Consider the following 22,019-nt stretch of genomic DNA (forward strand, 5'->3'; position numbering starts at 1 on the left):
AAAAAAGAGGCAGGAACCGATTCGGTTCCTGCCTCTTAATCATTCCAGACCACATGTTCAGATCTCCAGCCCCTCCTGGAGCGCCCTGCTGGCCGCCTGGTTGTTCTGGTCGAAGGCATGGGTATAGATGTCCAGCGTAGTGGATGGCTGGCTGTGGCCCAGGAGGCCCGCCACCGTGGCCACGTCCGTGCCGTTTGCAATGAGCAGGCTGGCGTTGGTGTGCCGCAGGGAGTGGACGTTCAGATACTCCGGTAGACCGTGCTTTTTCAGGATCAGCTTGAACCGCCAGGTGAAGGTGGAGGGCGTCATGGGAAGGCGGCAGCCCCTGCGGCGGAACAGGAAGTCCCCGTCCTCCAGCTCTCTGCCGTCATAGGTCTCCGTCTCCCATGCGCACTCCTGACGGTATTCTCTCAGCAGGGATTCCATCTCCAGAGAGAAGAAGACATACCGGTCCCCGGAGACGGTCTTGGGCGCCTTGGTGAAAATCTCCTCGTCCGTCACCTTCACCGCATTCCGGCGGATATGGATGGAGCGCTGCTCCCAGTCGATGTCGCCCCATTGCAGGGCGCAGCACTCGCCCCGTCGCATGCCTGTGGCGATCACCAGCTTGAAGTAGGTCTCATACTTGATGCTCTCGTTCTCCAGAGCGGAGATGATTTTCCCCACCGTCTCTGCGTCAGCGATTTTCTTCTCTGTCTTTCGCCCTGCGTAGCGGTAGGTGCGCCAGGCGGGGTTATGACGCAGAAAGCCACCCTCCACGGCATCGGAGAGGATGCTGCACAGCGTAGCGTGCACGCCCTCAACGGTGTACTCGGAGAGTGGCTTTTTGGTTTCGGTGCTGACGGTCTCACGGAGCTGGGCGTAGAAGGCCCGGAAGTGTTCCGGCCGCAGCTCCGTGAGCTTGTAGTGGCCCAGGGCGGGGAGGATGCGGACGATGTCCTGCCGGTTCCGGCGGATGGTGGACTTGGCCAGCTTGCCGGGGGCGATCTCCCGCAGCCACAGCTCGATGTAGGCGGCCAGGGTGATGGGCTTTGCGGTTTCCTCCGGGGTATCCCGGCAGGAGCGCTCGAAGAGCACCGCCTGCTCCCGGAGCCATTTCTCCCTCTGTTTTGGCGTCAGCCCTTCGGGGGGATGGACGGTTTTCTGCCGGGGCTTGATGCGTGCGCCCTTGTAGTCGTAGCCCATGGAGACCACGATGAGATAGCTGCTGCCCCGTTTTCGGATGCACAGCGTGTCTGAGACTTGACGGAGCTGCGTCAGGTCCGCCTTTTCAAAGTGGAGCTTCCTGCCGGTCTGGAAGCTGACGGAGTTGACGATGAAGTGGGAGTGGATGTGCTCGCGGTCCGTATGGGTGGCCACGATGACCTCGTAGTCCTTCCACTGTTGCGCCAGCTCCAGTGCGATCCGGTGTGCCAGCTCCGGCGTGACGGCTTCCTCCGGATGGAAAGACTGAACGAAGTGATAGTACATGCGGCCGCCGTCTTTTCCGTATTGCAGCTTGGTGCTGATGAACTCGGTGCAGCAGGAGTCTGCCTGACAGTTCACACCGGTCACCAGATGGCGATCCTGATAAGCGGTTTTTTCCTCCTTCATCACGTATTGGAGCACCGCACTCATGCCACCGCGGGTCTGCCCACGGGGACGGTTGACAGCTGTGACAATGGCCATGTGTCACACCGTCCTCTCCAGCAGCGCCTTGAGCGATCGCTGGATGTCGGCGTAGAGGGCACAGGCCTCCCAGACATTCACGGCGGTGATGCGTCCCATGTTGGCCAGGGTGGTGAGCTGATTGAGGTTGTTGCCCTGGGCTTTCAGGGCCTTGATGAACTCCGCCAGCGCGTCGATCCGGACGATCTCCTTGCCAACGGCGCAATCGGTCAGATATTGGGTGAGGTTCACGCCGCACGCTTCCGCCTTTTGGTGGATGCGCCGGGAGTCCGCCTCGGTCACATAAAACGTCAGAGGAACGGATTTCGTTCGGTTGGGTTTCTTGCTCAAGTTGATCCTCCTTTTTTGGCTTCCTGAAAAGGGGGTGCAGGGCTTCGGCCCGCAAAGAGATGCCGAAGGCAGTGTTGGGGAAGCTGCCGGTGTACAACAAGCTGATGGTGGAGGGCCACCGGCTGCCCGGCCTGATCCCCTATCTGCGCGGGCACCAGGACCTGCTGGACGAGATGCTGACGCCGGGGACGCCCCGCAACGAGGGATACATCCGGTGGAAGGGGAAGCTGGAGCATCTGGAGGACGAGCTGCAGTCCTTTGTCAAAAACACGCAGTGGATGCTGGACGAGTTCTTTCAGGAACTGCCGTCCAGAAGGCGGCAGGACTATATCCGGGCCTATGCCCGATACCGGGATGTGATCGAGGACGCGATGCAGGCAAAGCAGGACGTGGAGGATGAGGGAGAGGAGTGGGAGGATCGAACCGTGGATCTGGACACGATCTCCTTTACGTTTCCCGTGAACATCTCGCTGGTTCCCGTTCTGGACCCGAAGACCCGCCGGCCGACGCTGGCGGAGCAGATGACCTTTGAGAGCCTCCCGGGCTTTTTGTACATGGACCTGTACAAGGGGATGGCCGCCGGAAATCTACCCCGGCGCTGCGCTCACTGCCGCCGGTGGTTCTTGGCGATGGGCGGATATGATACCCGCTACTGCAACCGGGTGGTGCCGGGCACCAACGGAAAGACCTGCCGGAAGGTGGGCGCCCATGAGCGGGAGAAGGAGAAGCAGAAGACGGAGACGGCGGCCCGGGAGTACAACCGGACCTATAACCGCCTGAAGGCACGGAAGCGGCGAGGCCGGATCACCGTAGACGAGTGGAACCGGCAGGTGGCACAGGCCCAGGAGCTGAAGGACGCGTTCACGGCCCGGAAGATGACCAAGGAAGCGTATGTGAAAAAACTCAATGAGCTGTGAGAAAGCAGGAGGCCTGTCCCGAGAGGGACAGGCTTCCTGTGCTGTGTGGTAGTTTATTTTGTCGGCAAGTTTTACGAAACGGAACAGGCATCTGTCTCAGCTTCTTCGGCTGATGACAGATGCCTGTTTTCTTGGTAATAATTCAATTCGCCGGCCAATTCCCATGCCAGACGGAATCCGCAGAGAAAGCTGTCCAGGGACCGCTCTTCGATGATGTGGTTCTGAGTGTCGATGATCTGCAACACCAGTTTCCTCTCTGGCTTTTCCAGCCGCTCGATCAGCTGGCGGTGGCAGGTCTCGACTTCCTGTTCGTACTCCGCCAAGGGCAGAGGGGTGTAGAATCGGTCGTACAGTGATCTCAGGGTCTCGTTCATGTGTCTCGCCTCCTTGCAGCAAGACACCAGTGCCTGAGCGCCTGTGCGGCCGCATTGGCTGTTGCCATCGGATTGCTGCTGCCCCAGATCGCGCTGTCTCTGCAAGACCAGCAGCTATCCGGCCAAGTGGACACATACGAAACAGCGCCGGTAAAATTTTATGCCTCCCGGCAGGTCACAGATACGCTGAAACTGCTGGGAGAGGATTGGGCGACCCTTTCTCTGCCCGCGTCCTATGCCCGGATGCGTATGGAACAGGTTTACGAGGCAGCTGAGACGTTTTTGAGCGGCTTGGAGCAAGCCGGCCTTTTTGCCGGCGACCCACAGGGGTTTTCCCCTGTTTCAGCCGCCCCGCTGCTGTACTTCCGCAATGGCTCCGCCGCAGACGCGGATTTCCACGAGTCCGATCCGCTGGAGGATCCTGTTTCCATGACATCTACCAGAACGTCGGCCATTGTGTGGAACTGTACGCTCTCAGACGAAACCGGCTCCTCAGTTCGGCTGACAGTGGATGATGCCACCGGCCTGGTGACCTCTGTAAGCTGCTGGATAGAGCAGGCGGCGGGGCCTGTCAGCGTGGAGGAAAAGTGGGATCAGCTGCGGACGTTTGCCGACTCCTGCAGCGTGTTTTTGAGCGGATACTATGAACTGGAGCCGGGGACCGTGCAATACGGTGCATATCCGGACAGCGCCTGTGTGACCTTAGATGCGGGGCAAAACGCTTGTACGGCGCAAAAGCGCGCTCCTTCACGCGGAGACTGGGTTTGGCTGACCGTATTATAGAGCGTGCAGACATAACAAAAGCCATCGCAAGCAAACTGCTTGCGATGGCTTTTTCTGCCGGAGATCTCAAAGGATACCTTTTGAAATTAAAAGATCTGGGATTTCGCCGGCTGGATTGCAGAGCAGCTGCTGCGAGGTCCGGCAAGGATGCGTTTACTCCATCCAGTGGATCCAGTTGGCGGCAAAGAGGTTGTCCTTGAGACACACAAAGTGGAATGCCCCGCTCATAGGGATCTCCGCCAGATCGAACCGGGCCAGAGTTCCTGCTGTCAGCTCCCTGGCCGCCACCGGTGCGTACAGGAAAGAAATGCCCAGCCCATTTGCCACCAGGGATTTGATGGTGGAAAAATCGCTGATGGTCACCACGCCGGGGAAGCTGTCCAGGGAACAGTTCCGGCGGTGGAGGCCCTCCTCGAAGATGGCCCGGGTGCCGGAGCCCGGCTCCCGCAGGATCAGCCGCTCACCGGTCAGCTCGTCCAGCGCCACCGCCCGGTCTGCCAGCCGGTGGTCGGGGGCACAGACGCCGAAAAACGCCTCCTGCCGGTAGAGCCGGGCATCGTAGCGGCTGCGGTCAAAGTAGCCCTCCACCAGAGCAAAGTCCAGCCGGCCCTCCTCCAGCGCCTGCAGCAGCACCTGGGTATTGTCCACCAACAGAGAAAAGGAGGCCTCCGGCTGGGAGCGCAGGAAACGCTCCACCTGAGGGGCAATGACGTATTCCCCAATGGTTTTGGAGGCGCCCACCCGCAGGGAGATGGGGGCGGCCGCCGCCATGACGGTTTCGATCTTCCGGCTGTTATAGGCCATGGAGCGGGTGAATTCCCGCAGCCGGACCCCCGCCTCTGTCAGCCGCAGGACTTTCCCCTCGTAGGAAAAGAGGCGGCAGCCATAGTGCGCCTCCAGATAGTGGATATGGTGAGTCACCGCGGGCTGCGTCAGGCACAGCCGCTCCGCTGCGCGGGTATAGTTCATGGTTTCGCACAGAGTGAGAAATGTGTTCCAGCGCGGATCCAGCATTGCACATCACCTATTATGTAAAATTATTGATATATAATAATTCTTCATTTTATTTTATCAATAAACCGGGCTATAATCAAGAACAGACAAGCCCAATACGCTGAGAAAGAGAGAGGAATCACATGAACTTTTTGAGAAAAACGGGAGCCGGACTGCTGCTATGCCTGGTCCTGGCTATCCCCAGCTGGCTGCTGGGGCGCGCTTTCCCGGTGATCGGCGGACCGGTCATCGCCATCCTGCTGGGCATGGTGGTGTCCCTGATCCTGCGGGACCGTACCCGCTACCAGGCCGGCATCGCCTTCACTTCCAAAAAGATCCTGCAATACGCGGTGATCCTGCTGGGCTTCGGACTGAATCTTTCCGAGATTGCCAAGGTGGGCGCCCGGTCCCTGCCCATTATCTGCACCACGATTACCATATCTCTGGTGATCGCGTTTTTGCTGCGCAGGTGGATGAAGATTCCCGCCAATATCTCCGTGCTGGTGGGTGTGGGCTCTTCCATATGCGGCGGCAGCGCCATCGCCGCCACCGCCCCGGTCATCGGAGCCGACGATGAGGAGATCGCCCAGGCCATCTCCGTGATCTTCCTGTTCAACATCCTGGCGGCGCTGTCCTTCCCCACCCTGGGCGGCGCCATGGGTATGAGCAACGAGGGCTTCGGCCTCTTTGCCGGCACTGCCATCAACGACACCTCCTCCGTCACGGCGGCGGCCTCCACCTGGGACACTCTCCACGGCACCAACGGCTCGGTGCTGGAGTACGCTACCATCGTCAAGCTGACCCGGACCCTGGCCATCATCCCCATCACGCTGGTGCTGGCTGTCTGGAGGACCTGGCAGGCCAAGCGGGGCGGCGGCGCCTCCAGCGGCTCCTTCGACATCAAGAAGATCTTCCCCTTCTTCATCCTCTTCTTCGTCCTGGCCTCCGTTATCACCACCGTGGCCACCATGTCCGGCGTAGACGCCGGCGTGTTCAAGCCCTTCAAGGAGCTGTCCAAGTTCTTCATCATCCTGGCCATGGCGGCCATCGGCCTCAATACGGACATCGTCAAGCTGGTGAAATCCGGCGGCAAGCCCATCTTCATGGGCGCCTGCTGCTGGGCGGGCATCACCTGCGCCAGCCTCATCATGCAGCATCTCCAGGGGCTCCTGTAAAACTTTTCCACATCGCTGAAAAACAGAAAGGAAGCGGATCGCTATGTACGACATCCTCATCATCGGAGCGGGTCCCGCGGGCATCAGCGCGGGCATTTACGCCGTCAGCCGGGGCAAACGGGCCTTGGTTCTGGAGAAGGCCCAGGTGGGCGGCATCATCGGCAAGGTGTCCACTGTCACCCATTACACCGCCATCGAGACCCAGGAGACCGGCGCCACCTTTGCCGCCCGCATGAAGGAGCAGGTCCTCCGGGCCGGGGTGGAGATCGTCTACGCCGACGTCACCGGCGTGACGCTGACGGGGGAGGTCAAGACCGTCGTCACCGACAAGGGCACCTATGAAGCCAAACGGATCATCCTGGCCAATGGCGGCACGCCCCGGAAGCTGGGTATCCCCGGCGAGGCGGAGCTGGCCGGCAGGGGCATGGGCATGAACGCCGCCCGGGACGGCGCCGCCTATACCGGCAAAAACGTCTACGTGGTGGGCGGCGCCGACGGCGCCGTGAAGGAGGCGCTGTACCTGGCCTCCTTTGCAAAGCACCTGACCATCATCCACTTCGAGGACCAGCTGGGCTGCATCGCCGAGTTCCGCCAGAAAGTGGCCGCCGCCGGAAACATCTCCCTGCGGCTGGCCTCCCGGCTCCGCGCCGTCTATGGGGAGACCCGGGTGGAGCGGCTGGAGATCGCCAATGAGCACGACGGTACCATCGAGACCGTGGAGGACCCCGGCTGTGGGATCTTCGTCTACGCCGGCGTGACGCCCAACACGTCCCTCTACACGGAGCTGGCCCTGGAGGACGGATATATCCCCACCAACGAGAAGATGGAGACGGCCATCCCCGGCGTCTACGCCGCCGGAGACATCCGGGTCAAGCAGGTGCGCCAGGTGGCCACTGCCGTGGCCGACGGTGCCATCGCCGCCATCAACGCCGCCATGTGAGACGGGCGTTGCCCAGTATGCTCCTTAGCCGCTCAACAAGCCCCGGAGGCGCTGCGCCGCAGTGCCTCCGGGGCTTGCGCGATTTCCCGGCTTTCCGGAGGGACGGCGGCGGGCAGCGGGAAGGCCATGGGGAGAAAAAATGTTAGGATACATGCAACAACACGGGGCCGTCGGCTGTATAGAGAGTGTTCAGGGAGAGTACCTCCCATGAGCCGCTGAAATCTGAAGAAAGAAGGACGATCCTATGAAAACCAAGCTGATGTCTGTACTGCTTTGCGCCGCGGTGATGGGAGCCATGACCGTATCGGTTTTTGCGGCGGAGCGGAACGAAAATGTGCCGGGAGGCGGGGAGACTTCGCCTTTGCGCGCGGAAGCATCGGAGACCCTGCATGATCAGACCCACCGCTATCCGATCGAAGTCAACGGTGAGGCCCTTGCGGCCTCCGCCTGCGTGATGATCCCGCTGCGGGCTGTGGCGGAGCCCCTGGGATTTACGGTGACCTGGGACAACGGCAGCGTCCTGGTGGACAATGGCATCATCCACACAAAAGTCACCATTGGTGTCGATCGATACGTGATCACCACCAGCAGGGAGGACCTGGTGGGGATGAGCGCGCCGTTTTCCCTGGGCGCGGCGCCGTATGTGGTTGAGGGCGTGACTTATGTTCCCCTGGGGCTGATTCATGCGCTGCTGGGCAATCAGGAGGGAACCGTGACGCTGGACGGCAACAAAATCTCCATTCAAACGAAGCCCGTGGAACTGGCCAATCCCTTTGTCAGCTGCGAAACCCTGGAGGAAGCGGAGCGGATTGCGGGCTTTTCCCTGGAGCTGCCCGGTCAGCTTCCCGACTGGATCCGGCGGACTACGATGCGTGCCGTGGACTCTGCTATGATCGAGGTGACGTTCGAGGGACAGGACCGGGAGCTGGTGATTCGGAAGGGCACCGGCAGCCAGGATATCAGCGGAGATACAATGTCTATGACAGCGAGAAGGTCTGCTCGGTGGATGGCTGCCGGGTTGTGGTCAGGGGAACAGGCGGCAAGGCGGCGGTTGCGGTCTGGACGCGAGACGGTTATACTTATGCAGTGAGCGCTGAGCCGGGCGTGGAGCCGGAGATGATGACTGCACTGGCCGCCGCTGTGCGATGAGGATCCGGCAGGCCCGTGCGGAAGCCCTGCACAGGCGGATTCCTATTCATTTTAAGAAGAGGGTGAAGAAGCAATGGAGCGAGCCGGATATGGGCTTCCGGGGAACGTCGTCCTGCGTCCTTGTCCTTTCCATGCCCTCATAGCCTGGTGGCGCAGTGTTTTTGCCCGGCCAGAGGCCATGGAAACGGCCCGCCTGTCCGCTGCTGAACGGGAGGAGATCAACGCCCGGGCGGAGCGCCTTTTGGAGCGGCATGGAAACAGCGTGCTGCGGCTGGCGTATTCCTACCTTCACAACATGGACGATGCGGAGGAGATCCTGCAGGAGAGCCTGATCCGTTTTTTGCAGGCCGCGCCCAGCCTGGAAAATGAACGTCATGAGAAGGCATGGCTTCTGCGGGTGGCGGGAAACCTCAGCAAGAACCGGATCGCCTATAACCGGCTGCGGCACGCGGACCAGCTGGAGGAGACCCTGGCCGCGGAGCAAAGGGAGGACCTCTCTTTCGTGTGGGAGGCGGTGAAGCGCCTTCCGTCCTCCGACCGGGAAGTGATCCATTTGTTTTATTAAGAGGGCTTTTCCACTGCGGAGATCGCCGGGATCCTGGGGCAGAAGGAGTCTACGGTCCGCTCCCGGCTGATGCGGGGGCGGGAGAAGCTGAGGCGTGTGCTGAAGGAGGCGTATGACTTTGGGGAGAGCGTATGACGAGATCATGGAGCATGTGGCGGTCACGGAACAGATGCGGCAGCGGATCCTGACCCGGGTGGCAGATACGGACTTCGCGCCCTCTGCCAGCGTCCCGCAGGTCCCTGCAGCCCGCCGGTATTGGGCAGCGGCGGCCTGCGCGGCGCTCTTGCTGGCGGGGGCGGCGGTGCTGCCGCGGTATCTGGATTTTCGGCACACCGTGCCCCGGCCGGGCCAGGTGGAGACGGTTCCCGGCTTCCGGGAGGTGTCCTCTCTGGCGGAGCTGGAAGCGGCCGTGGGGTTCGAGGTGGAGGTGCTGGAGACACTGCCTTTTGAGGTGACCGATACCGTCTATACGGCCTTCGGCAGCGAAATGGCGGAGATCAGATACTGCGGCGAGACGGAGACGGCGGTGCTGCGGAAGGCTGTGGGGATGGAGGATCCCTCCGGCGACTACACGCAGTATGAGGAGGAGCGGACACTCAGCATCAACGGGACATCCGTTGTGCTCAAGGGGGAAAATGGCCGGTATGTTTTGGCGCTTTGGCAAAAGGGCGCTTACGGCTGTTCCCTCCGCCTGACGGCAGGGATGGACCCGGAAACGTGGGAACAGCTTTTGCAGCCGCTGAGCTGAGAGAGCCGCAGATATTTCGGCAGGTGCCGGGGAAGGGCTGCGGCGGGTCCGTGGGCCGCTTGGCCGCCGGCTCGGCCCCCGGCGGGAGACCAGATCTCCGACGCCGGCGGTATCACTGCACAATGTCGGATATTTGCTGCCCTGCAAAAAAACGATCTGTTGACAAAGTAGCCCACCGGCGAAAACCATGGTAAAATGGAATCGGAGGTGGGGTGGATGCAACTGAAGCTGCACATGGTGACCATCGAGGACCTGGTGCCCCAGGAACACTTCCTTCGAAAATTGGAGGCGGCACTGGACCTTTCCTTCCTATATCGTGAGACGGAAAAGCTGTACAGCCGCCGGTACGGCCGGCCACCCATCGACCCGGTGATGCTGGTAAAGTACCTGCTGGTGGGATACCTGTACGGCATCCCGTCGGAGCGGCAGATCGAGCAGCGCATCCAGACCGATGTGGCCCTGCGGTGGTATCTGGGACTGGATCTGCTGGATCGGGTTCCGGATCACAGCACCATCTCGCAGCTTCGCAGACGGAAACCATCCTTCCGGAAGGTGTTCCGGCGGCTGTTTGAGGAAGTGGTGGAGCAGTGCGTGAGCAAAGGTCTGGCAAGCGGGCGGCTGGTGGCGACGGACTCCACCCACGTGAAGGCAAACGCGTCCCCGGCCTCGGAGCACCTGGTGGAGGCGGTGCAGAAGCCGGGGGCGTATTGGGAGCGGCTGGACGCGTATGAGGAAGAAGCGCTGGAGGAACTGGACCGGAGGACCCAGGCGGGAAAGACGGGCAGGAAACGGAGACAGAAGGGACGGAGCAGGCAGGTCAAAAGCCCTCTTCGGTACGACCGGAAATGGGCCAGCCGCACGGATCCGGAGTCGGGGCACTTGAACCGTCCCGGAAAGCCAAAGGGGCCCCATTATCTGTCTCATCAGACGGTGGACTGCGATCACGGCATCATCCTGGATGTGGCGGTGACCTCCGGGGAAGTGAACGACGCGGTGCCATATCTGAGGCAGATCGAGCATATCCATCGGGAGATCCTCCCCGTCCGGGCGGCCGTGGCGGATGCGGCCTACGATCTTCCGCTGTTCCACCGGGTGCTGCGGGACCACGGCATCCGCTTTTATGTCCGGCCCATGCCCCGCTCCGCGGCGGCCCTGGGCGGAGCTCCCGGGTCTCCCTTTCTCTACGATGAGGAGAACGATCTCTATACCTGTCCCGGCGGAAAGGCGCTGCGGCTGCGGAACCTCAACCGCAGCGTGGGCGGACTGCACTGGGTGTATTTCGCGGACAGGAGCGACTGCGCCGCCTGTCCCTTGAAAGAGCAATGCGTGGGAAAGGGACGGGCCAAACGCCTGGAACGCAGCTACTTCTGGAGAGAGATCCGGGAGGATCTGAGGGAGTTGGACAGCCCGACGTACCAGAGGGCCTTGCGCAAGCGGCAGATCTGGAGCGAGGGGACTTTTGCAGCACAGAAGTGGGGGCACAGGTTGGGGCGGCTCCTGCGGCGAGGACGAGAGGCAGCGGAAGACCACTGCCTCTTGTCAGCGACCGCATTGAACCTGAAGCGGATGATCAAATGGACCGTGTGACGCCGTGAGGCGTCTTTTTTGCTATCACTGCCTGCTTCCGTTGCTCTGGGGGATCTACTTTGTCAACAGGTCGAAAAAAAGAGACACGACGAAAGTCGTGTCTCTTTCCATGTCTTTCTTGGCCGCTCCGGCATATTTTCAAGCGTCCTGAGCGGGGGAGGGATACTGGGCGCGGAACAGGTCCACCACGGCGTCCGCACAGCGGCCGGCCTCCGCCACATCGCCGGCCACCACGGCCTGGAAGATGCGGTTGTGGCTCTCGTAGATCTTCCGGTTCAGCTCCGCCCGCTGCTGACGGGAGGCCGTGCGTACGGAGCGCTCCACCCGCTCGGTGGCCAGGAGGATGACGGCGTCGTTGACCAGAATGGCCAGGCGGTTGTGGCTGGCCGCCGCCAGGGCATGGTGGAAGTCGATGTCGTGCTGCAAAAAGGCGTCGTCATTTTCGATGCTGGCCTTCACCCGTTCCAGGGCCTCCGCCATGGCCCGGATGTCCGCCTCCGTACGGTGGAGGGCGGCGAAACGGGCACAGCCGAAATCATTGAGATAGCGGTACTCCGTCAGCTCCCGCAGGTCCAGGTCTCCGCTGGAGAGGTACTTTTTCAAAGGGGCGGAGAGCATGTCGATGGAGATGCCCTGGATGATGGCGCCGCCGGCGCTGCCCACCTCAATGGTGATGAGCCCGTCCTGCTGGAGCATCCGCAGGGCCTCCCGGATGATGTGGCGGCTGCGCTGGAACTGCTCGGCCAGGACCCGCTCGGAGGGCAGCCGGTCTCCCGGCTTCAGCTTTCCGCTGACGATCCGCTGGTAGATCTGGTCATAGATCACGTCGGGCGCCTTCTGGGTCTGCGCCGGAGAGAATGCCTGCATGTCCGTATCCGCTACCCCCTGTCTCCGTCGTTTTTCTTGTAATGTACCATGTTTTCCAAACCCCGTCAAGGCGCGGCGGAAGGGGCGGACGCCGGGAGCTCGCACCGGATCTTCGTGATTTTGTGCAGAAAACACGACGGAAATCATGGATTCTGCGCATTGACAGGGAAACGATGTTGGACTACTATTTTGTCAAATGGTTCAACCATTCAATCAAAAAGAAAGCGAGGCATCAGTATGGATCTTTGCGGCGTGTCCTTTGCCGGAAAGACCGGGATCATTACCGGCGGGGCCCAGGGGATCGGAAAGGCGATCGCCAGACAGTTCGTGGACCTGGGCGGAAAGGCGGTCATCGTGGATATCAATCCCGAGACGGCAAAAAAGACCTGCGAGGAGCTGGGAAACGCGGTGTATTACACGGTGGATCTGGGCGATGCCGAGCAGGTGACCCGGGTGTTCGGACAGATCGTGGAGGAGCAGCGGGTGGACGTCCTCATCAACAACGCGGGCATCGTCAGTGTGGCGGACTTCGATCAGCTGACCCTGGCGGAGTGGAACCGGGTCATCGCCATCGACCTGACCGCCGTGTTCCTGGCCAGCCAGATCCTCTTCCGCCACATGGCGCAAAACGGCGGCGGACGGATCGTCAACGTGGCCTCCATCGCCGCCAAGGTGGGCGGCGGCTACCTGGGGACTGCGGCCTACGCTGCCGCCAAGGCGGGCGTGATCTCCCTGACCAAGAGCATCGCCAAGGCGGGCTCCGGCAAGAACATCTACTGCAACAGCCTCTGCCCGGCCTATACCAAGACGCCCCTGGTCAGCATCCTGACGGAGGAAAAGGAGCAGAGAGTCCTGGAGGCCATGTCCCTCCACCGGCCGGCGGCTCCGGAGGAGGTGGCCTCCGCGGTGCTGTTCCTGGCCTCCGACGCGGCCAGCTTCATCCAGGGAGAAAATCTCAACTGTGACGGCGGTATGCTGATGAACGGCTGAGACCATACATGCAATGACCCCTCCCCGCACCGGCCAGAGTGCGGGGAGGGGTTTCATTCTGCCGGGACAGGAGCCGCCGAAGGAGCCGCGGCTTCGGGCGTTCAGCGCCCGGGACGGAGGGGAAACAGATCGTCCAGCAGGTCCCGGACCTCGGGAAACATCAAAAAGGCGGCGGCGTAGCCCAGAGCGGTGCCGGTCTGCAATTTCTTCCGGATGGTCCCGGCGTCGTCAAAGAGGACGAAATGGGTCTGCCCCTCGTGGGTGTAGGTGAAGTACCGGGCGCACAGCTCCTGGGAGAAGAACACCGCCGGGTCCTCCCGTTCTGTCAGGGCCTGGAATTCCTCCGCCGTCAGAGGCCGGCCCTCACCGGTCCGGGCGGGGAGGGTGAAGTCCATCCGCAGCCGCTGTACGTCCAGAGCCAGCTTCCCGGCGCCGCCGGCGGCGGAGGCCGCCTCCCGCAGCCGCTGGGCGAAGTCCCCGCCGGAGAGGGCCGTGCAGATCAGCGTCACGGCGCCGGGCACCGCCGGGCCATACTCCTCCGGCACATACAGCGTGCGGCGGGTCTGGGTCAGGACCGCGGCCAGCTGCCGGGCGAAGGCCAGGCGGTCGGGGGAGCGGGACTGAAAGTCCAGCAGCACGCCGGTATAGCCCCGGCGGCCGCACTCCCGGACCGCCGCAGCGGAGAGCTTTTCCGGGTCGTCGATGGGCGGCGCGTCCTGGTCGGTGACGGCCAGCAGACCGCCCCTGGCCTGGAGCAGCACGCTCTGGCGCAGCAGCACAGAGCCCTCTCCCACCCGGTAGGCCACATGGGCCAGGTTCCGGCAGTGGCGGGCGGCCTCCTGGAGCTGTCCCGGCGTGACGGCGAGATACACCTGCAAACGATCTCCCCCCTTGTGGTTTTTCCGCGAAGCTGGTATACTACAAGCAGAGTATGCGATGAAGGAGCCGCCTATGCCCGTTTCTCTGATCCCGGACCATCTGTTCGACCGCTATGACCAGGTCGATCCCGCCTGGCTGTCCCGGCAGGGGATCACCCTGCTGCTCAGCGATCTGGATTTCACCCTGGCGCCCAAGTCCGTCCGCCGGCCGGACAAGGCCCTGCGGACCTGGATCGCAGCCCTGGAGGCGGAGGGGATCGATTTCATGATCGTCTCCAACAACCGCTCCGGCCGCCGGGTGACGGAGTTCTGCGCCGAGCTGGGGGTGCCCTATCAGGGCCACGCCCGCAAGCCCAGCCCCAAGGGACTGGAGGCCGCCATGCGCAGGGCCGGGGCAGATCGGCGCCGCACTGCCATGCTGGGGGACAAGCTGCTGACCGATATGCTGGCCGCCAACCGCTGCGGCGTTCTGGCGCTGATGGTGGAGCCTGCCGGCGGCGCCGTGACGGCCTGGCAGAAGGTGCTTCACGCCCTCCAGGCTCCCTTCAAGGCCGTCTGCCGCCGCCGGATGGAAAAAAGCGGCGGAAAAAATCGGGAGAACCGCTGAAAAATACTTGCAATAGCGGACAACATAGGATAAAATATCTACGGTATTTTGTAGAACGATCAAAAAACAGAGAAAATGTCCTCCCGCAGGTCGTTTTCTCGTAGATTTGTGAGGAGGAAAAATCAATGCCTACTATTACTGCCGGCGATTTTCGCAAGGGTATGATCTTTGAGATGGACGGAAAGCCCATGCTGGTCGTGGATTTCCAGCACGTCAAGCCCGGCAAGGGCGCCGCGTTTGTGCGCACCAAGTACAAGAACGTCATCTCCGGTACCATCCGTGAGGAGTCCTTCAACCCCAGCGCCAAGTTTGAGCAGGTGGCTGTGGAGCGGAAGAACGCCGAGTACAGCTACAATGACGGCGATCTGTACTACTTCATGGATCCCGAGACCTTTGACATGGTCCCCCTGAACAAGGACGTGCTGGGCGACGCCTTCCAGTTCGTCAAGGAGAACACCATGTGCTCTCTGCTCAGCTACAAGGGCAGCGTGTTCACCGTGGAAGTGCCCAACTTCGTGGACCTGGTGGTCACCGAGACCGAGCCCGGCGTGAAGGGCGACACCGCCACCAACGTCACCAAGTCTGCCATCCTGGAGACCGGCGCCGAGATCAAGGTGCCCATCTTCATCAACGAGGGCGAGAAGATCCAGATCGACACCCGTACCGGCGAGTATCTGGGCCGCAGCAAGGAGTAATGTAAAAAAGGGGGGACTTTCGTCCCCCCTTTCCCACACCGCAGGCGAAGTGCCTGCAAAGCTTGAATATGAAAGGAGCTACCGCTATGGAAATCACTGAGAAGGTCGCTTATATCAAGGGCCTGGCCGAGGGCATGGAGCTGGATACCGATAAGAAGATCGGCAAGCTGCTCTCCGCCATCATCGACGTGCTGGACGATATGGCCCTGGAGATCGAGGATCTCAAGGACGCTCAGGAGGAGCTGGGCGACGGTCTGGACGCCGTCAGCGACGATCTGGAGGACGTGGAGGACGTGGTCTTCGGCGAGGATGACGAGGACGACGAGGATGAGGACGACGAGGATGAGGACGACTACGAGTACGACGAGCTGGATGAGGACGAGGACTGCTACGCCACCACCTGCCCCACCTGCGAGGAGACCATCTACTTCGACGAGTCCGTGCTGGAGGACGGCCAGGTGATCTGCCCCAACTGCGGCGAGAAGCTGGAGTTCGATCTGACCGGCATGGAGGAAGAGACCCAGGAGCCCGAGGACGAGGAATAATCCGGAAACCATCAGCGGCGGCGCCTTTCGGCGCCGCCGCTTTTTTGCGTTTGCTGACTGCTAAATGTGGGGTTACCTCTGCGGTTCGCCGGAGAGCCACGGACTGAAATCCGTCCGGCGGAAGGCCTTCATCTCCGCCGCCAGGTCCGTGTCCCACCGGGAGACCCGGCCCGCGCCGGCGGCCAGGGGGTCGATCCACCGCAGCTTTGCCGCCACCTGGTACCACTCGCCTCCAGCCGGCCGCTCCGCCGCCCGGCGCAGCCGGGCAAAGGACCGGAACCGGCTCCACAACGGCCCGCAGACCGGGTCGGCCAGGAGCTTGGCGATGACCTGCGGCTCCGTGGCCATCAGGTCCGCCGGATCCAGTACGCCCCGGTCCAGGGCACGGCGCAGCAGCCGCGCCAGTGCCTCCATGGCGAAGCGGTCCTCGTCGGCCACATACACCCGGGCGCAGTTCAGCGCCGCCGCCGTGAAAGCGGAGGCGACCGACCGGGTGCGGAAGGCCAGCTCCGGCGCGCCGTCCTCATTGGGGATCACGGTCAGGTCCCGGTACAGGGCCCGGGCACGGTTCATGGAGAGAAAGCCGTAGTTCACGGCGTTGCCCAGGGTATACTCCAGCCGGTCCGCCGAGAGGCGGGGGGCGTCGTTGTCGGCGACGGGGTAGCGGTGGTAGTCGCAGACCTGCTCGAGTGTGAGACCGTAGGCCGCCAGTACCCGGCAGATCTCCGGAGAGGCGGCGATCAGGGCGGCGGTGCCATGCTCCGTGGCGGTCTGGGTCAGGTGGTCGCCCCGGAGAAAGTCCACCACATGGGCGAACACCGGAGTGGAGATATCGTGGAGCAGACCGGCCGCCGCCTGGGCAGCGTCATGGGTAAAGTGCCAGACGATGAGTCCCACCCCCACGCTGTGGCGGAACCGGGAGTAGGGGGCGAGATGGCGGAACCGGGGGAAGTCCGTGTACTCGCAGCCGCAGTTCATCCCCACCTGGCGCAGCCGCGCCATGGGCGGCGTGGCCGACAGGTGCCGCAGCACCGGCGGGATCCGGGGGTGGTAGATGGGCCACAGGCCCGGCTCCTCCATCACTCCACCGCCTTTTTCCGCAGGCTGCACAGCCCCGCGCCGATGGCGGTGGCAAAGGTGGCGTTTTCGGGAATGATATAGCGGAAGCCATAGAGCTTTTCAAAGAGCTGAAAGTTGGTCTCCGCCTGGGGCAGGGTGGTCATGGAGCCGATGAGGACCACCGTATCGGCCCCGCTGCTCTGACAGGCCAGCACCGTCATGGTGCCGATGGCCTGGAGTACCAGGTTCACCACCCCTGCCGCCAGGTCCGCCGGGGAGGCGTCCTCGGCCAGGTTGCCGAAGTTGGCGGCGGTCATGTCGGGGTGGAGGCTGTCGGCGGCGGATTTGGAGATATCGGCGATGGTCAGGTCTACCTGCTTGAGATTGCCGCACTCCGCCAGGCGCTTGATCTGGCCGAAGCGCTCCATGCCCACCAGCTTGTGGCACAGCCCGCCCAGAGTGCCGCCGCCGATGCCGCTGCCGCACAGATGGCGCACGCCCTCCGGTCCCGCGTGGAGGAAGGCGGTGCCGGTGCCCATGGTGACCACCACCGCCGAGGACTGGCCCGACAGGGCCAGGGCGCCGGTGCCGCTGGCGGAAAACTCGTCCACCTTATAGGTGGGCAGGCCGTAGATGTCTCCCTCCACATAGGACGCGCCCACGCCGGTCAGCACTACCCGCTTGACATCCGACAGGGCCAGGCGGTTGCTGGTGAGGTAGTTGCCCAGGGCACCGTACAGACTGGTGACCTGGTCCTCGGCCCGGACCCGCAGCATGGACAGCACGTTCCCCCGGGTGTCCAGCCCCACGATCTTGGTGGTGGAGCCGCCGATGTCAATGCCTAAAATCACATCCATGATGAAATTCCCATCCTTCCGGCGGCTGTACCGCCTGTTGCTGCTCTCATCATAGGGGAGGGGAGAGGGCTTGTCAACGGGAAATTGATAAATTTTTGACGAGTTTTTTGGGAAAAGCGTTGCAATTCCCGCCCCGTCCGCTTATAATCGAGAAAACAGCATCCCCATCACTGAAGAAATTCGAGGTGCGTACCATGCAGAGCAAAGACAAGCTGAATCTGACCATGCTGTGCGACTTCTATGAGCTGACCATGGGCAACGGCTATTTCCAGGCGGGCCTCCAGGACCGGATCACCTATTTTGATGTGTTCTTCCGGACCGTGCCGGACAAGGGCGGCTTTGCCGTCTGCGCCGGTCTGGACCAGCTGATCGACTATATTCTGGATCTCCACTTTGACGAGGAGGACATCGAATTCCTGCGGAGCAAGGGACTGTTCTCTGAGGAATTCCTGCGCTATCTGAAGGACTTCCGCTTCACAGGCGACATCTGGGCCATTCCCGAGGGGACGCCCATCTTCCCCCGGGAGCCGGTGGTGACGGTCCGGGCCCCGACCATCCAGGCCCAGCTGATCGAGACCTTCACCCTGCTGGCCATCAACCACCAGAGCCTCATCGCCACCAAGGCCAACCGCATCGTCCGGGCGGCCCAGGGGCGGACAGTGCTGGAATTCGGCTCCCGCCGGGCCCAGGGCACCGACGGCGCCATTGCCGGCGCCCGGGCGGCCTTCATCGGCGGCTGCAAGGGCACGGCCTGCACCATCTCCGACCAGCTCTTCGGTGTGCCCGCCGGCGGCACCATGGCCCACTCCTGGGTCCAGATGTTCCCGTCGGAATACGAGGCCTTCAAAACGTACTGTGAGATCTATCCAACCAACGCAACGCTCCTGGTGGACACTTACAATGTTCTCAAATCCGGCGTACCCAACGCCATCCGGGCCTTCAACGAGGTCCTGCGGCCCCGGGGTATCACCAAGTGCGGCATCCGGCTGGACTCCGGCGACATCGCCTATCTGACCCGGGAGGCCCGGCGGATGCTGGACGAGGCCGGCTGGACCGGCTGCGCGATCTCCGCCTCCAACTCCCTGGACGAGTATATCATCCAGGACCTGCTGCGCCAGGGAGCGCAGATCGACCTGTTCGGCGTGGGCGAGCGGATGATCACCGCCCGCAGCGAGCCGGTGTTCGGCGGCGTGTACAAGCTGGCGGCGGTGGAGGATGAGAAGGGGACCGTCGTTCCCAAGATCAAGGTCAGCGAGAATGTGGACAAGATCACCCTGCCCCACTTCAAGAAAGTCTACCGCATCTTTGACCGGGTCACCGGCAAGGCGGAGGCGGATTATATCGCCGTGTACGACGAGACCGTGGACGACAAGCAGCCTCTGGAGCTGTTCGATCCCCGGGCCACCTGGAAGCGCAAGACCTATACGGACTTTGTCGTCCGGCCCCTGCAGGTGCCGGTGTTCCAGGGCGGAAAGCTGGTCTATGAGCGGCCCTCCCTCCAGGCGATCCAGGCCTATTGCCGGGAGCAGGTGGATGCCCTGTGGGACGAGGTGAAGCGCTTTGAGAATCCCCACACCTACTATGTGGACCTGAGCCAGAAGCTCTGGGACATCAAGCAGGCCCTGCTGCGCCAGAGCCGGTGAAACCGAGCCCCCGCGGACCGCGTATGCTGCGGCCCGCGGGGGTGATTCGTTTGAGAATCATGGTTGAACAGCAGCGTCGTTTTCGGTATAATACTACGATAAGCTGCTGAGACTGCACACACCGGGAGGTGAAGGTCATGCATAGAAATCTGCCCCATACCCAGGAGCGGACCGAACGGAGAATCTCCGCCGCCACCAGCCTGTCCATGTGCGCGCTGACGGTGATCGCTCAGATCGCCACCACGCTGCTGCTGACCCGGTTCCTGCGGGAGCAGGCCAACTATGCCTATTTCGTGCTGGGCCTGGCCGGTGCCCTGGTGGCCATTCGGGTATACCAGAGGCCGGGCAGCCCCTCCTACAAGCTGGCCTGGATGTGTCTGCTGCTGGCGCTGCCGGTGTCGGGCATGATCCTCTTCTGCCTGTGGGGCGGAACTCACCAGGCAAAGAATCTGAGCCTGCGCAAGGTCGCGCCGCCCACGGAGCGGGAGAGCGTGTGGATGGAGAGCGGGAACAATGTGGCCCGCCTGAGCCGCCAGTCCCCGGCCTGGGGACGCCTGGCCTCCTATCTCCAGCGCCGGGGCTTTCTGCTCTACCGCAACACCCGGGCCCGGTATTTCTCCGACGGTGCGGAGTTCTTCCGGGACCTGATCGCCCGGATGGAGCGGGCGGAGGTCTATATCTTCCTGGAGTATTACATCCTGGCCGAGGGCCGGATCTGGGACGAAATGTTCGCCGTATTGAAAGAACGCGCCGCCGCCGGAGTGGAGGTCCGCATCATCTTCGACGACTTCGGCAATCTCACCCGGCTGTCCGACGACACCCTCCAGGCCATGCAGAATGCGGGCATCGAGGTAGAGGTATTCAACCCGGTGCATCGTTATGTAAACCGAATCTACTTCAATTACCGGGATCACCGGAAGATCGCTGTCATCGACGGGCAGTGGGCCTACACCGGCGGCATCAACGTGGGGGACGAGTACGCCAACCTGGTGGTGCGCTTCGGCCACTGGAAGGACACCGGCGTGTGCATCGAGGGCGCCGGCGCCTGGGGCTTTGCCTCCCAGTTTATCCAGATGTGGAAGATGATCGGCCGCACCCTGCCCAACGAGGACGACTACTACCGCCCCCGCCACGTGGCCGAGGGCGGCCCCGGCTGGTGCCAGCCCTTCACCGACGGCCCTCTCAACAATCCGGACAACCCCATCGAGGAGACGTATCTCCAGCTGATCTCCTCCGCCAAGCGGTTTTTGTATATCACCACGCCCTACTACGCCGTGGAGGAGTCCATGCAGCAGGCCCTGTGCATCGCGGCGGACGCCGGGGTGGATGTGCGGCTGCTGGTACCGGCGGTGCCGGACAAGAAGTACGCCTATGTGGTGGCGGAGACCTACTGGGGCGAGCTGCTGCGCCACGGTGTGCGCATCTATCGGTATACACCCGGCTTCCTCCACGCCAAGAGCGTCATGGTGGACCGGGAGGTGGCCCTGATCGGCAGCACCAATATGGACTACCGCACCTTCCAGCTCCACTATGAGTGCGGCGTGCTGCTCTACCACATGCCGGTGGTGGAGGAGCTGCTGGAGGATCTGGACCAGGTCATGGCCCAGAGCGCGCAGTACACTCTGGAGGAGTGGAACAAGCGGCCCTGGCTGCGGCGGTTCTTCGCCTCGCTGCTGCGGCTGTTCGCCATCTGGCTGTAATATCCCCGGGCCCGCGGGCTGGGGAACGATTTGAGAAAAACGGAGGACCTCATGGCCCGAGAACTGACCCCTCAGGAGATCGCCGAGCGCAGTCTCATCAAAACCTACCGCAAGAGCCTCTGGAACCCCTTCATCGCCGCCGTGAAGCGGTACGAGCTGGTGGAGCCGGGTGACCGGATCGCCGTGTGCATCTCCGGCGGCAAGGACTCCATGGTTCTGGCCAAGCTGATGCAGGAGCTCCGGCGCCACACAGAGCAGCCCTTTGACCTGACCTTTCTGGTGATGGATCCGGGGTACAACGCCGCCAACCGGGCGCTGATCGAGGAAAACGCAGCCCGGCTGGGCATTCCCATCACCATCTTTGACAGCGACATCTTCGACGTCACCGTCCAGGTGGAGAAGAACCCCTGTTATCTCTGCGCCCGAATGCGCCGGGGTTTTTTGTACAGCAAGGCCCGGGAGCTGGGCTGCAACAAGATCGCCCTGGGCCATCACATGTCCGATGTACTGGAGACCACGCTGCTGGGCCTTTTTTACGGGGCGCAGCTCCAGACCATGCCCCCCAAGCTCCACAGCAAGAACTTCCCCGGCATGGAGCTGATCCGCCCGCTGTACTGCGTCCACGAGGACGCCATCATCGCCTGGAAGAACTACAACCACCTGCGCTTCCTCCAGTGCGCCTGCCGCTTCACCGAGGGGCGGGACGCCGCGGAGGACGGCGTGGGGGACAGCAAGCGCCAGGAGATGAAGGTGCTGCTGCGGCAGCTGAAGCAGGGCAACCCCAACATTGAAAAGAGTATGTTCCGGGCCGTCCACGGCGTCCAGCTGGACACCTTTCCCGGCTTCAAGTACCGGGGCGCGGCCCATTCTTTCCTGGATTACTACAACTTTCCCGGTGATCCCCTGGGCGGGACCGGGGCGGAGGACGCCGATGGAAACGAGGAGTGAC

The 22,019-nt window shown here is 62.5% G+C and carries 22 protein-coding genes and 1 pseudogene; 15 read left to right on the forward strand and 8 right to left on the reverse strand.

Annotation, left to right across the window (positions count from 1 at the left end):
- Positions 1-57 precede the first annotated feature (57 nt).
- A complete protein-coding gene (locus KFE19_15340) occupies positions 58-1,668 on the reverse strand; it encodes a relaxase/mobilization nuclease domain-containing protein (protein QUO37707.1) in 1,611 nt (536 codons plus the stop codon).
- 3 nt (positions 1,669-1,671) lie between these two features.
- Complete coding sequence (locus tag KFE19_15345; GenBank protein ID QUO39656.1) at positions 1,672-1,962, reverse strand: plasmid mobilization relaxosome protein MobC; 291 nt, start codon at positions 1,960-1,962, stop codon at positions 1,672-1,674.
- A gap of 95 nt (positions 1,963-2,057) precedes the next feature.
- Between KFE19_15345 and KFE19_15350 the strand changes: the two genes are divergently transcribed.
- The gene (locus KFE19_15350) at positions 2,058-2,915 is read left to right on the forward strand and encodes a hypothetical protein (GenBank protein QUO37708.1); all 858 of its coding nucleotides are present in this window, start codon (positions 2,058-2,060) and stop codon (positions 2,913-2,915) included.
- Positions 2,916-2,986: 71 nt separating this feature from the next.
- Here KFE19_15350 and KFE19_15355 read toward each other — a convergent pair whose 3' ends face one another.
- Positions 2,987-3,289: a hypothetical protein gene (locus tag KFE19_15355; GenBank protein ID QUO37709.1), complete on the reverse strand. Its 303-nt coding sequence runs from the start codon at positions 3,287-3,289 to the stop codon at positions 2,987-2,989.
- 54 nt (positions 3,290-3,343) lie between these two features.
- On the opposite strand from KFE19_15355, the gene KFE19_15360 reads away from it, so the two are divergent.
- Positions 3,344-4,072: a hypothetical protein gene (locus tag KFE19_15360; GenBank protein ID QUO37710.1), complete on the forward strand. Its 729-nt coding sequence runs from the start codon at positions 3,344-3,346 to the stop codon at positions 4,070-4,072.
- Between the two features lie 153 nt (positions 4,073-4,225).
- Here KFE19_15360 and KFE19_15365 read toward each other — a convergent pair whose 3' ends face one another.
- Positions 4,226-5,086, reverse strand: coding sequence for a LysR family transcriptional regulator (locus KFE19_15365; protein ID QUO37711.1), 861 nt, complete (start codon positions 5,084-5,086; stop codon positions 4,226-4,228).
- A 122-nt stretch (positions 5,087-5,208) separates the two neighbouring features.
- On the opposite strand from KFE19_15365, the gene KFE19_15370 reads away from it, so the two are divergent.
- The 6 genes and pseudogenes from KFE19_15370 to KFE19_15395 all read left to right on the forward strand — a co-directional run bounded on the left by KFE19_15370 (position 5,209) and on the right by KFE19_15395 (position 11,229).
- On the forward strand, positions 5,209-6,240 hold the full coding sequence (locus KFE19_15370) for a YeiH family putative sulfate export transporter (protein ID QUO37712.1): 1,032 nt from the start codon (positions 5,209-5,211) through the stop codon (positions 6,238-6,240).
- 43 nt (positions 6,241-6,283) lie between these two features.
- Positions 6,284-7,180 carry an FAD-dependent oxidoreductase gene (locus tag KFE19_15375; GenBank protein QUO37713.1) on the forward strand — a complete coding sequence of 299 codons (897 nt, stop codon included), beginning with the start codon at positions 6,284-6,286 and terminating at the stop codon, positions 7,178-7,180.
- Positions 7,181-7,424: 244 nt separating this feature from the next.
- On the forward strand, positions 7,425-8,270 hold the full coding sequence (locus KFE19_15380) for a copper amine oxidase N-terminal domain-containing protein (protein ID QUO37714.1): 846 nt from the start codon (positions 7,425-7,427) through the stop codon (positions 8,268-8,270).
- A 237-nt stretch (positions 8,271-8,507) separates the two neighbouring features.
- Positions 8,508-9,029, forward strand: a pseudogene (locus KFE19_15385) (sigma-70 family RNA polymerase sigma factor).
- Positions 9,013-9,642 (forward strand): hypothetical protein, encoded by a 630-nt coding sequence (locus tag KFE19_15390; protein QUO37715.1) that lies wholly within the window; start codon positions 9,013-9,015, stop codon positions 9,640-9,642. The pseudogene KFE19_15385 and the gene KFE19_15390 overlap by 17 nt, the downstream one beginning before the upstream one ends.
- A 195-nt stretch (positions 9,643-9,837) precedes the next feature.
- Complete coding sequence (locus KFE19_15395; GenBank protein ID QUO37716.1) at positions 9,838-11,229, forward strand: IS1182 family transposase; 1,392 nt, start codon at positions 9,838-9,840, stop codon at positions 11,227-11,229.
- A gap of 138 nt (positions 11,230-11,367) precedes the next feature.
- Here the strand turns inward: KFE19_15395 and KFE19_15400 are convergent, their stop codons facing one another.
- Positions 11,368-12,096 carry a FadR family transcriptional regulator gene (locus KFE19_15400; GenBank protein QUO37717.1) on the reverse strand — a complete coding sequence of 243 codons (729 nt, stop codon included), beginning with the start codon at positions 12,094-12,096 and terminating at the stop codon, positions 11,368-11,370.
- A gap of 237 nt (positions 12,097-12,333) precedes the next feature.
- Here KFE19_15400 and KFE19_15405 point away from each other — a divergent pair, with 237 nt between their 5' ends.
- A complete protein-coding gene (locus tag KFE19_15405) occupies positions 12,334-13,086 on the forward strand; it encodes an SDR family oxidoreductase (protein ID QUO37718.1) in 753 nt (250 codons plus the stop codon).
- 101 nt (positions 13,087-13,187) lie between these two features.
- Here KFE19_15405 and KFE19_15410 read toward each other — a convergent pair whose 3' ends face one another.
- A complete protein-coding gene (locus tag KFE19_15410; protein ID QUO37719.1) occupies positions 13,188-13,964 on the reverse strand; it encodes a hypothetical protein in 777 nt (258 codons plus the stop codon).
- Between the two features lie 73 nt (positions 13,965-14,037).
- Here KFE19_15410 and KFE19_15415 point away from each other — a divergent pair, with 73 nt between their 5' ends.
- The 3 genes from KFE19_15415 (at position 14,038) to KFE19_15425 (ending at position 15,811) form a co-directional block, all read left to right on the forward strand.
- On the forward strand, positions 14,038-14,571 hold the full coding sequence (locus KFE19_15415; protein ID QUO37720.1) for a YqeG family HAD IIIA-type phosphatase: 534 nt from the start codon (positions 14,038-14,040) through the stop codon (positions 14,569-14,571).
- Between the two features lie 125 nt (positions 14,572-14,696).
- Positions 14,697-15,266 carry an elongation factor P gene (efp, locus tag KFE19_15420; GenBank protein QUO37721.1) on the forward strand — a complete coding sequence of 190 codons (570 nt, stop codon included), beginning with the start codon at positions 14,697-14,699 and terminating at the stop codon, positions 15,264-15,266.
- An 86-nt stretch (positions 15,267-15,352) separates the two neighbouring features.
- Entirely contained in the window at positions 15,353-15,811 is a 459-nt protein-coding gene (locus tag KFE19_15425; protein ID QUO37722.1) for a hypothetical protein, read from the forward strand.
- Between the two features lie 72 nt (positions 15,812-15,883).
- On the opposite strand, the gene KFE19_15430 is transcribed toward KFE19_15425, so the two are convergent.
- Positions 15,884-16,891, reverse strand: coding sequence for a hypothetical protein (locus KFE19_15430; protein ID QUO37723.1), 1,008 nt, complete (start codon positions 16,889-16,891; stop codon positions 15,884-15,886).
- Positions 16,891-17,727: a pantothenate kinase gene (locus KFE19_15435; protein QUO37724.1), complete on the reverse strand. Its 837-nt coding sequence runs from the start codon at positions 17,725-17,727 to the stop codon at positions 16,891-16,893. The genes KFE19_15430 and KFE19_15435 overlap by 1 nt, the downstream gene beginning before the upstream one ends.
- Before the next feature lie 194 nt (positions 17,728-17,921).
- On the opposite strand from KFE19_15435, the gene KFE19_15440 reads away from it, so the two are divergent.
- The 3 genes from KFE19_15440 (at position 17,922) to KFE19_15450 (ending at position 22,018) form a co-directional block, all read left to right on the forward strand.
- On the forward strand, positions 17,922-19,370 hold the full coding sequence (locus KFE19_15440; GenBank protein QUO37725.1) for a nicotinate phosphoribosyltransferase: 1,449 nt from the start codon (positions 17,922-17,924) through the stop codon (positions 19,368-19,370).
- Positions 19,371-19,507: 137 nt separating this feature from the next.
- On the forward strand, positions 19,508-21,070 hold the full coding sequence (cls, locus tag KFE19_15445; protein ID QUO37726.1) for a cardiolipin synthase: 1,563 nt from the start codon (positions 19,508-19,510) through the stop codon (positions 21,068-21,070).
- Positions 21,071-21,121: 51 nt separating this feature from the next.
- Positions 21,122-22,018 (forward strand): tRNA 2-thiocytidine biosynthesis protein TtcA, encoded by an 897-nt coding sequence (locus tag KFE19_15450; protein QUO37727.1) that lies wholly within the window; start codon positions 21,122-21,124, stop codon positions 22,016-22,018.
- Position 22,019 lies beyond the last annotated feature (1 nt).

It is taken from the genome of Dysosmobacter sp. Marseille-Q4140, from assembly GCA_018228705.1.
Taxonomy (GTDB): domain Bacteria; phylum Bacillota; class Clostridia; order Oscillospirales; family Oscillospiraceae; genus Oscillibacter.

What these genes read in the sequence shown, in the direction of transcription:
- KFE19_15435 (QUO37724.1), bottom strand. Translation starts at nt 17,727, where the DNA reads ATGGATGTGATTTTAGGCATTGACATCGGCGGCTCCACCACCAAGATC.
- KFE19_15365 (QUO37711.1), bottom strand. Translation starts at nt 5,086, where the DNA reads ATGCTGGATCCGCGCTGGAACACATTTCTCACTCTGTGCGAAACCATG.
- KFE19_15340 (QUO37707.1), bottom strand. Translation starts at nt 1,668, where the DNA reads ATGGCCATTGTCACAGCTGTCAACCGTCCCCGTGGGCAGACCCGCGGT.
- KFE19_15375 (QUO37713.1), top strand. Translation starts at nt 6,284, where the DNA reads ATGTACGACATCCTCATCATCGGAGCGGGTCCCGCGGGCATCAGCGCG.
- KFE19_15395 (QUO37716.1), top strand. Translation starts at nt 9,838, where the DNA reads ATGGAATCGGAGGTGGGGTGGATGCAACTGAAGCTGCACATGGTGACC.
- KFE19_15440 (QUO37725.1), top strand. Translation starts at nt 17,922, where the DNA reads ATGCAGAGCAAAGACAAGCTGAATCTGACCATGCTGTGCGACTTCTAT.
- KFE19_15405 (QUO37718.1), top strand. Translation starts at nt 12,334, where the DNA reads ATGGATCTTTGCGGCGTGTCCTTTGCCGGAAAGACCGGGATCATTACC.
- KFE19_15400 (QUO37717.1), bottom strand. Translation starts at nt 12,096, where the DNA reads ATGCAGGCATTCTCTCCGGCGCAGACCCAGAAGGCGCCCGACGTGATC.
- KFE19_15425 (QUO37722.1), top strand. Translation starts at nt 15,353, where the DNA reads ATGGAAATCACTGAGAAGGTCGCTTATATCAAGGGCCTGGCCGAGGGC.
- cls (QUO37726.1), top strand. Translation starts at nt 19,508, where the DNA reads ATGCATAGAAATCTGCCCCATACCCAGGAGCGGACCGAACGGAGAATC.
- KFE19_15430 (QUO37723.1), bottom strand. Translation starts at nt 16,891, where the DNA reads ATGGAGGAGCCGGGCCTGTGGCCCATCTACCACCCCCGGATCCCGCCG.
- KFE19_15355 (QUO37709.1), bottom strand. Translation starts at nt 3,289, where the DNA reads ATGAACGAGACCCTGAGATCACTGTACGACCGATTCTACACCCCTCTG.
- KFE19_15370 (QUO37712.1), top strand. Translation starts at nt 5,209, where the DNA reads ATGAACTTTTTGAGAAAAACGGGAGCCGGACTGCTGCTATGCCTGGTC.
- KFE19_15450 (QUO37727.1), top strand. Translation starts at nt 21,122, where the DNA reads ATGGCCCGAGAACTGACCCCTCAGGAGATCGCCGAGCGCAGTCTCATC.
- KFE19_15415 (QUO37720.1), top strand. Translation starts at nt 14,038, where the DNA reads ATGCCCGTTTCTCTGATCCCGGACCATCTGTTCGACCGCTATGACCAG.
- KFE19_15380 (QUO37714.1), top strand. Translation starts at nt 7,425, where the DNA reads ATGAAAACCAAGCTGATGTCTGTACTGCTTTGCGCCGCGGTGATGGGA.
- efp (QUO37721.1), top strand. Translation starts at nt 14,697, where the DNA reads ATGCCTACTATTACTGCCGGCGATTTTCGCAAGGGTATGATCTTTGAG.
- KFE19_15350 (QUO37708.1), top strand. Translation starts at nt 2,058, where the DNA reads ATGCCGAAGGCAGTGTTGGGGAAGCTGCCGGTGTACAACAAGCTGATG.